General features: G+C 28.0%; 11 protein-coding genes. All 11 read right to left on the minus strand.

From position 1 onward, the window contains the following. On the minus strand, positions 1-652 hold a 652-nt coding region (locus ACRCYC_RS05965), incomplete at its 3' end, for a hypothetical protein (RefSeq protein WP_438532215.1). 2 nt (positions 653-654) lie between these two features. Then, a complete protein-coding gene (locus tag ACRCYC_RS05970) occupies positions 655-1,347 on the minus strand; it encodes a hypothetical protein (protein WP_330112449.1) in 693 nt (230 codons plus the stop codon). 16 nt (positions 1,348-1,363) lie between these two features. Beyond that, positions 1,364-1,735 (minus strand): hypothetical protein, encoded by a 372-nt coding sequence (locus ACRCYC_RS05975; RefSeq protein ID WP_330112450.1) that lies wholly within the window; start codon positions 1,733-1,735, stop codon positions 1,364-1,366. Between the two features lie 52 nt (positions 1,736-1,787). Next, positions 1,788-2,477, minus strand: a complete 690-nt coding sequence (locus ACRCYC_RS05980; protein WP_330112451.1) for a hypothetical protein — start codon at positions 2,475-2,477, stop codon at positions 1,788-1,790. Then, complete coding sequence (locus tag ACRCYC_RS05985; RefSeq protein WP_330112452.1) at positions 2,477-3,031, minus strand: hypothetical protein; 555 nt, start codon at positions 3,029-3,031, stop codon at positions 2,477-2,479. The genes ACRCYC_RS05980 and ACRCYC_RS05985 overlap by 1 nt, the downstream gene beginning before the upstream one ends. A gap of 13 nt (positions 3,032-3,044) precedes the next feature. Next, a complete protein-coding gene (locus tag ACRCYC_RS05990; RefSeq protein WP_330112453.1) occupies positions 3,045-3,791 on the minus strand; it encodes a hypothetical protein in 747 nt (248 codons plus the stop codon). A 12-nt stretch (positions 3,792-3,803) separates the two neighbouring features. Further along, a complete protein-coding gene (locus ACRCYC_RS05995; protein WP_330112454.1) occupies positions 3,804-4,454 on the minus strand; it encodes a hypothetical protein in 651 nt (216 codons plus the stop codon). Positions 4,455-4,514: 60 nt separating this feature from the next. After that, complete coding sequence (locus tag ACRCYC_RS06000; protein ID WP_438532216.1) at positions 4,515-7,103, minus strand: hypothetical protein; 2,589 nt, start codon at positions 7,101-7,103, stop codon at positions 4,515-4,517. Positions 7,104-7,227: 124 nt separating this feature from the next. Continuing rightward, positions 7,228-7,524 (minus strand): hypothetical protein, encoded by a 297-nt coding sequence (locus tag ACRCYC_RS06005; protein ID WP_438532217.1) that lies wholly within the window; start codon positions 7,522-7,524, stop codon positions 7,228-7,230. 8 nt (positions 7,525-7,532) lie between these two features. Then, positions 7,533-7,829: a hypothetical protein gene (locus ACRCYC_RS06010; RefSeq protein WP_438532218.1), complete on the minus strand. Its 297-nt coding sequence runs from the start codon at positions 7,827-7,829 to the stop codon at positions 7,533-7,535. A 13-nt stretch (positions 7,830-7,842) separates the two neighbouring features. Then, positions 7,843-9,021 (minus strand): hypothetical protein (locus ACRCYC_RS06015; RefSeq protein WP_438618199.1); only part of this gene is annotated, 1,179 nt, incomplete at its 5' end.

A 9,021-nucleotide genomic window follows, 5' to 3' on the forward strand; every position in this document is an offset into this window, starting at 1 on the left:
CAATATTCATTATTCTCATTATAGAACTAACCTCATCTTTAAGAACTGGATAAGTTTTATAAATAGAATTAATTTCAATATAAAGTTGTTCAAACATATCCTTATAATTCATTTCAGTAACTTTAATCAAAAAAATATCACTTTTAAACTTATTATAAAAATCATTTAAAGATGAATTTAATGCACTTATATTATTTGATAGTAAATTCTTTTCGCTAACAATATTTTTAGAAGATATTAAGTTTTCATTTTCATAATACTTTATGTAATTAATAACTTCTTCTTTTGATTTTTTTAACTTATATAAATTAGTTGCTACTGATTGATATTCAGCTTCAAAAACTATTTTGTCATTTATTATTTTTTTCAATTTATTAATTTCATCATTTAAAATTTCCTGTATAACATCATTCAGTTTAACCATGTTCCTAATAGAGGTTATACAATTTTTTAGACCTTTTTCATCAGTATTACTTATCTTATATATTTCTTTATAGATACAAATAAGATTGTTTATATATGTGTTAGAACCACTTTTGAATGTAGCTTGTGTAAATTTATCTCCAGCTTTCAAAGACTCTTTATAAATCTTTAAGGCTTTTAAATACTTATCATTTTTATTTAGTATTTCTTCAATTTTATCTATATTCATAACTATTGCTCCCAATTATCTAAACTACCAAAGAATTTATAAACTTCATCTATATCACTCTTAGATATATTTATTTCTCCTGTTTTTTCAAGGAAATTTATATCCTCTATAACTAACTCAGAATCACTTTTTATTAATTTTTCAAGTTCAGTAGCGTAATCAATAGAATCTTTTTCTAATATTTTTTTATATTTTAATTTAAATTCATTTGAATTTATTACACTGCCAAATGCTACTATTAAATTTGTTCCTTGTGGTAATGTATTGAATATATTATATTTTTTAGACTTTTCTAATTTTATTTTTTCCATTTCATAAAGAATAGCAGCATCTTTTTCATATTCTTTAACCAAATTCATAAGGTTTGTATTCTCAGGTAAAACGCTTTTTAAATAAGCTATTTTTTCTGTAGTTAGTTTTCTAGAAGAATTATTGATTGAACTTAAATCTATCAAATCTCCTATTTCATTAAATATAGATTTTTTTAAAACTATTACTCCTTCTATCAATCTTTTACCTTTTATCACTTGCCCAAATCTATTTCTATTAAATCCATATACAGGCTTTTTATTTTCTGTAATTCTATAATTAAGAGTTTGAGTTAATAATACCTCTTTAAGCTCTGTCCCTGATGAAGATTTATATTTTAAAAATATTTTACAATCTATTGGACTTTCTATGTATTCATCTAACATTGTTATCAGCTCCTTATTATAATTTTATAGAAAAATCTATTAGCAAATCATCTTTTTCAAAAGGTTGTATCCTAAATGAAAAAATATAAGCTATAGAATCAACTATAATAACTTCTATCCTTAAATACATCAAATCATTGTCACTTGGATATAACCTATTCAACTCAGTAATCATAGAATTTTTAATATTTTCTTCAAATTCAACTTTATCTAAATATCTAGACCCTTTAAAATAATCCCAAAATGTAGTATTTTTTGTAAATACTTTTATCAATGTATTTCTTAATCTCCAGAATATAGTATCCTCAGAATAAGTATCTGTACAAAAATCACCATCAATAAATATAGCTTCTCCATCTGAATCTAAATTTATATCTTTTAAGCTCATAAAAACCTCCATATAAATAAAAAGGCAAGTGGAAAACCACTAGCCTTTTAAATTAAGCTATAATTAAACTATTATAGTTATCTTCTCCATATTCCTCGTTTATAGCAATATTAGCTGCATCATTAACATTAGTTACTCCATTAGTTTCAAACGTTACTAAAGGTGTAGTATGCTTACATACAAACGGATATTGTTCTTGTGCAGTTATGGTATCTAATCCTATAGCACCTTGATGTCCTATCAATACAATACCTATTATTTTTTTCTGAGTATACATTGTAGGAATTTCTGGATTTTGAGTAGTTATAATTAAGTCAAAAGGTGGTAATTCCATAGCACTTATATCGTCAGAATCATTTTTAACTCCAACTAAATCAGAACTTCTATCCTCATCAAATTCTTGATCAAAGAAAGTTGTTGCGTTAGATATCTCAGAAACAAAACCACCATCTTTGATTAGCTTGTTTCCTGTATCGTACATAGTTTGCTTTAACTCGTGAACTATCGATTCATTAATAACGTTGAATATTAAAACTCCATCATGTGATCTTCTACCTTTTGTAGAACCAATAGCAGTTTTAAATCCCATTGATTGTCTAGGCACTACTTCTCTAGATGTTCTTAGGTTATATGCAAACAAATGTCCTATTTCATATAGTTGCCCACCAACTCTCATAACTATTTTCATATCTCCTGGTGCCATAGTATTTCTATGGTCAAAATCATATGTTATTTGAGACATTATTTACCTCCATTAACTTCATTAAACGCTTCTATTTCGTGTGATTGTAATGACGAAACTGAAATAGCTTTAAAAGTATATTCTTCGTTCATTGCAATAACATCTGAACCTGCAGCAGTAGATTCGCTATTTATTTTAATTCCTCTTATTATTCTCTTAGAATATCTTCCTGAAACATCATTTTCATCAGCAGAAATTAACACTACATCAAATTTAGGAAGTTCTGACATTCTTAAATCTTCTATAACCTCTATTCCTTCAGCTTTAGCTTGGTTCTTTAAATATTCTATTGTAGATGTATCCATTACGTTAAATGCTAAAACTCCATTTACAGTTTTAACACCAGTACCAGCTCCGTTAGCAGATTTTCTACCTAATGAATAAATTGGTTTTTGTTGAATACCTATATTCCAAGAAATTCTAGTAAGAGTTCCTAACGTTAGGAAAGCCCAACCTGATCCACCTTTTTTCGGAACTCTTATAAAAACTTTCTTTTCAATACCAGCTCTAGATTTAGCATTATCAAAATCGAACTCGAAAGTTTTTTCAGCCATTATAATTCACCTCTTATTTTAATTGTTTCCATCCTGTAGTATTTCCTAATATTAAGAAATCTACAACTTGGTTTTTAATAGGATTTACTGCATCTGCTCCTGAACTATCATTTATAAATTGAACGTTTCTAATCTTATTTTCATATATATTTCCAACTTCAAATGAATCAATACCTTCTCCGCTAGTTTCTCCAAGAGATATTACATTCTTTACAGAATCAGCTCTACATATAATTCTTAAATCAAAATTAGGAACATCATCTAGATAAATATAAGTTTTACCTCTAACAAAAATAGCATTAGTTCCACCTACTAATTCAGTTTTATCATTTGTTATAACTTCAGTTTCTTCCTCTTGAACTTCAAAAGGCATACCGAAAGTGAAGTCAGATTCTACCATATCAAATATTTTAGAATCGGGAACATTGTCTTTAATTTCTTTAAATATGAAAGATATTAACTCTCTATCAAGCAAAGGACAAACCATTCTTCCGTTTCCTAATATATGTCCTCTAGAAAAAGAATGCGGATCTTTTCTTCCTGGAACATAGTCAGCAGTTGTTTTTCTTTGCATTTGATAAGTTATGTTTTGTATTTCACCTAAATTTATATTAACTTTTATTCCAGAATCTTCTGGTCTTCCAGTTATATACTTCTTAGATATTTGCATAAGAACAGTTAAACCATCACCAACAGATATTGGATTAGCTACTAATTCTCTTCTTTCTTCATCAAGTGTGTAAAAAGAATTATTATCCATTTTTTACTCCTCCTATTTTAAAGTTCTCCATGGTGTATATCCAGATAAAGCCATAAAGTTACAGAACTCATTATCTTCTGTATCTGTAGCTCCTTCAGATGAACCACTAGAACCCATTTTTACGTCTTTTATTCTACAAACTCTAGGAAGCTCAATTTGTCTTTCATCTGATGCAACCAACAGTATGTCAAATGGAGGCATTTGCTCCCAGCCTACTTCTTTTGGTTCCATAGGCATTGCTTCGTCTATATTAGCTTCTGTTACTTCCTCTTCAAAATCTATTCCAAATGTTTCGCTTAATATTTCTATTTTATATTTATCATTTGTTAAAATTCTATTTTTTAAATCAGATAATGTATCAACAGCAGTATTTCTAAATACAGCTCTTCCATTAACAATACTTCTACCTACAGCAAGTCCCTTAGCGTTTGTAGCAGTCATTGTATTTATTTCTTTTACATCTGATTGTAAAGAGAATTGTAATAGCCTTAACATTCCTATTTCATAAGCTACCCAATCACCATCTAATTTAACTACTTGTCTATTAGGACCAGTAACTTGTTGATTTGTATAACCAGCTACTCCACTCATATATCCTTTTCTAAAAAGTACATATGCTTTTACATCTAATCCACTTATCGAGTAATCGAAAAAATTTTCCATATATCTCTCCTTTTTCTAAAAAAAGAGGTGCTGAACCCAGCCAACACCCCATTTTTAAAATTATAATTTTGCTAATCCTCCAGAGAACTCAGCAGTTTTAAATTTCTTAGTATCAACTACTTTAAACTTAGCAGCTAAGAATCCTTTCGAATCAAGTCTAGACATATCAGCAACAAATTCAAATTTAGAAATTATCGCATCTTTTAATGATAACTCATTTTTAAATACATCTCTTAACTCATCTTCAAATAAAACTTTTTGCTCTTTCTGAGGGAATCTTTTTCCTTTTTTAGAATTAGCTATTTCTCTCAATCTCTTTAAGAAATAAAGAACACATCCTATTTGAGATCTTTCTTTAAAATCAGAATCGTTTCTTGTCATTAAAGGACAATCAACTATAATTCCATTTCCTGATACTGGATCTACGTTAATAACTGTAAATCTATTAACTAATAAAATCTTTTGTGCATCTCCTGGGAAGTTGATATCACAAACTCCTGGTAACTCTTGTGCAACAGGTGCTCTATCTTTTTCAGTATTAGCTTTAACAGCAAACAATGCAGCAGTGTAAGAACCATGTCTATCTTTAGAATCAACATTAGATAACATTACATCAAATCCATTTAAATCAAATAGAGTTGTATCAATTGTTTTATCTAAAGTTACCATTGTCTTACCAAATACTGTTTTAGTAGAAAGAACTTTAGCTTTTTCAATAACAGCTTTAACTCCAACATAAGTTTTTATCTCAACATTCATTCCAGTTGAATATTCATCTGTAGTTTCAACAAAAAGCTTATCTGTATATCTTTTTATTTCTCCTGTTCCTCCATTAGTTCTTTCGTAGTCAAGAACTCTTGATTGAGAGAAATTAGACACTCCTCCAAGTCCTTTTACTTTTTGAGAACCAACTACAACAGTTAAGAACATTCCTAAATCTATTTCTTTAGATGCTGATAATCTTTTCTTAAATCCTTTTTTGAATTTAGGTAAATCAGCTAATTTGTTAGCATATTTTACTAATTCTTCAGGATCATTTGTTTCTGGAGGTCTTACTCCCCAAACAACTAACGTTTCAGAAAGATTCTTAGTTAATTCTTGTGCATATTCTAATGATTTCATTATAGGTTCTGCACCTTCTGGAACATAACTAATTACATAAACTGGTTCAGTTATTTCATCAGATTTAGAATCAAAGTAAACATCTGCTACTGGTGTTACTTCTACTGGTTTTACAACTAATGTATTTTCATCAATTACAATTTTTATTCCAGCTTCAGTTTCTATTCTTACTTCTTCTGCTAATACTAATTCATTAGTTGCATTAGTTTTTAAAGTAGCTTTTTTAGCTTCTACACCATCAACCAATATAGACGTTTCGTTTTTAACTACATTGTTTTTGAAAGTTATAACTATTGTTCCTGATTTTGAAGGTCCATAGTTTGGCATTCCAGCTTCGTCAATACCAACAATAACTCTAACATTGTTAACAACTTCTTTAACATTACCTTTATTAACAATGCTTACCCAAGGCATAGCCTCAAGCGTTATATCTATAGACACCGCTTGAAGTTCTCCTACATGAATAGTTTCTGAAGGTTGAACATTTTTTAATTTCTTTACTTCTGCTGGTGCCGTTTCAGCATACCAGTTAATAGCTGGTCCTTCTGTAGCTGGAGCAACTACTGTTTTATTAGTAACTCCATGAAGTTTAGTTTTTACAGTAGAGAACACGTGTCCTTTAGCTAAAATTAACTCAACTTCTCCTGGAATAACTTCTACAGATACTTCTTCTGATAATACAAATGCAGTTAGTTCTTTATTTAACTCCAACTGTAAGTTAGTAGCTACATTAGTTCCTGCTACAACTACTGTTCCTTTTAATAAATCCTTAACTACTTCAGAATCTAATCCGTTATCATTAATTTTTGTAGCTTGAGGTGTTGGTGTTCCTGTAGTTTCACAAGCATCAAAAGTTTCAACTGGCTGATCTAATTTGAATTCAACAGTTATCCCTTTATAGCTTTCAGAAGGATTGAATATATAAGAGTTATTGAAAACTGTTTCTTTTAATTTATCGTAAGCTCCTTTTCTAGGTAATCCTGCAACAACTAAAGTTGATACTGGTTTATTTTCTGTTACAAAATCTTCTTCTCCAGATATTCCAACTGGAACTATTTGAGACGCTTTTATATTTCCAAGTTTCTCATATGAATTCTCTAAAGCTTGATAAACCTCAAACTTATCATTCATATTAGGTCTTGTTCCATCTCTTTTTACAATTTTAACAATTGCTAATTGTCCAGCTTCAGCAGCTTCTTTATTCATTTTTAAAATATTTATGATGTCTTTACATACTAACTCATCTTTTTGAGTTTGAGTTAAAATACCATCAATTATATTTTCTCCCGATAAAACTCTTATTACTTCTGTTACATTTGTAATAGGTAATAAAGTATTTGGAGAGATTCTAACTCTTCTAACTGCATTAACGTCAGATGAATTCTCGTCGGGAATATAAATGAAATCAGGTAAGTCAGCTAATAAAACAACTGCTTCTTTTAAAGTCGGCTTACTGTCTTTTAAAGCTAATAAGTTATAATCCTGAATTTCTGCATAGAATCCAGGTACAATGAATTTTGCTTCCATAATCATTCTCCTTTTTTATATAGATAGAGTGATTAAAACATTAAAATTATTTTCGGTCAAAAAAATGCTTTTTGAAAAAATATAAAAATAAAAAAAAGAGAGTTTCCTCTCTTTATCAAAATTCTTATCTATTAGCTCTATAATACACTCCATATAAAACAAATATTAAACCAAAAAATAATATTAATCGAGCTGAAGTGCTTCCTTGTTTCCATGTTTCTATGTACTCTTTAGAAACCTCTTTTAATCCCCAAGTAACAGGAAAAAATATGATTGATGCTATAAAATAGCCTTTAATTCCTTCTAAGCTTAGGTGTAATCTTTTTAAAAAAAATAATGAATATAAATTTATAAAAATACATGAAGATAATAATCCATAAATTAAATATAAATATATAAACTTTTTTATATTGTTTTTCATAATAATGTTTACCTTGTAGCATTACGATAAACTCTATATAAAACGAATAAAGAACCAAAAATTAAAATTAATCTTGCTGAAAGTCTACCTTCTTTCCAAATTTTTACATATTCTTTACCAACTTCTTTCAATCCCCAAACCACAGGATATACCATAACAGACAAACCTATATTTCCTATAAATGCTTCTTTTGTTAAATCATGTTTTTTAAAACAAATTAATGAATATATATTTGTAAGTACACATGTACTTAAATATCCATATATTAAATAAGAATAAATATAACCTTTTATTTTATTTTTCATAACTCCCTCTCTACTAATTAAATTTGTCTATTGGTTCGAATTTCGGTTTTACAATTTCTTCTGTTAACGATTTGAACTCTACTGAATTATTGTAAATGCCATTAGTCCCGTCAGTAAATTGTAAAATATTAAACATCAGCTTCTCTGCTGACAATACTTTTTCCATTCCTTCTAATTTTCCAAGCATTGGATGTTTCATATTTATTTTTACATTTTCTAAAACACTTTTAATTTTAAATCCTTTTGTTAATTGAGCTATTCCTTGTCCACCTAAAAATATTTCACTACCATGATATATAACATGTCCAAAATTTCTAGAATTTTCGTTTCTTAATTTACTTGCAAGTTCTCCAAAAGAAAATTTCAAAGGATTATTATATAATGTATCTAAATCCATTTCATCATCTCTATCACTATAATCTAAATATATACTATACGAATTAGAAAAAATAGTATTAGCTCCATAAATAAATGTCACTGCTATTGCTGCCATACCACCAGTTGCTACCGCTCCAGCTATACCTAAAGTTGCTAATGCAATTCCACTAACAGCCCAGAAAGTATTACCAACTTGTAAATTTTTTAATTTATTTTTTTTAGGTGCTGGAATTGTTATTCTAGCTGGTTCTAAAATTGTTGCTATTGCTAAAATTCCATCAGGTAATCTTTTTATAATAATATCATCACGATACAATATTTTTCTTCTACAAATAACAAATTCAAAAATATAATTATTTTTATCGTCATAATATTCTACAAATTCAGATACAAAACCTTTGAAAGAATACTCTCTCAAAACTTCTACTTCATCATCATTTTTCATTTTAGCTTTTGTTATTTTTATTTTTTTTATAAACTGATTGAAAGTTTTTCCTTTAGATGTTTCTTTTATAAGATTTAAAGTTTCTTTATCTGTTTCTAAAATAACTCCTCTAAAAACAAATATACCATTTTTAACATCAGAGTGCATAGCTTTTAATTGTTTACCTGTAAAAAATATATTATTTTTTTTATCTTTATCTAATTCTTCAATTAAAACATTAAAAAGACAATCTGTATTTCTTGGTGTAAGATCAAGATTATCTTGTGGTCTTTTTTCAAATAATTTATTTAAAAATAATTCTTTACTTGTTGTATAGCTAGAAAATTCAAAATCATTTAATATGTTTCTCATAATCCTCCAATAAATAAG

The sequence above is a fragment of the Paraclostridium sp. genome, from assembly GCF_051657365.1.
Lineage (GTDB): Bacteria > Bacillota > Clostridia > Peptostreptococcales > Peptostreptococcaceae > Paraclostridium.

Coding starts and splice junctions, on each gene's coding strand:
- ACRCYC_RS05990 (WP_330112453.1), bottom strand. CDS start 3,791: ATGGATAATAATTCTTTTTACACACTTGATGAAGAAAGAAGAGAATTA.
- ACRCYC_RS06005 (WP_438532217.1), bottom strand. CDS start 7,524: ATGAAAAACAATATAAAAAAGTTTATATATTTATATTTAATTTATGGA.
- ACRCYC_RS06010 (WP_438532218.1), bottom strand. CDS start 7,829: ATGAAAAATAAAATAAAAGGTTATATTTATTCTTATTTAATATATGGA.
- ACRCYC_RS05980 (WP_330112451.1), bottom strand. CDS start 2,477: ATGTCTCAAATAACATATGATTTTGACCATAGAAATACTATGGCACCA.
- ACRCYC_RS06000 (WP_438532216.1), bottom strand. CDS start 7,103: ATGGAAGCAAAATTCATTGTACCTGGATTCTATGCAGAAATTCAGGAT.
- ACRCYC_RS05995 (WP_330112454.1), bottom strand. CDS start 4,454: ATGGAAAATTTTTTCGATTACTCGATAAGTGGATTAGATGTAAAAGCA.
- ACRCYC_RS05975 (WP_330112450.1), bottom strand. CDS start 1,735: ATGAGCTTAAAAGATATAAATTTAGATTCAGATGGAGAAGCTATATTT.
- ACRCYC_RS05985 (WP_330112452.1), bottom strand. CDS start 3,031: ATGGCTGAAAAAACTTTCGAGTTCGATTTTGATAATGCTAAATCTAGA.
- ACRCYC_RS05970 (WP_330112449.1), bottom strand. CDS start 1,347: ATGTTAGATGAATACATAGAAAGTCCAATAGATTGTAAAATATTTTTA.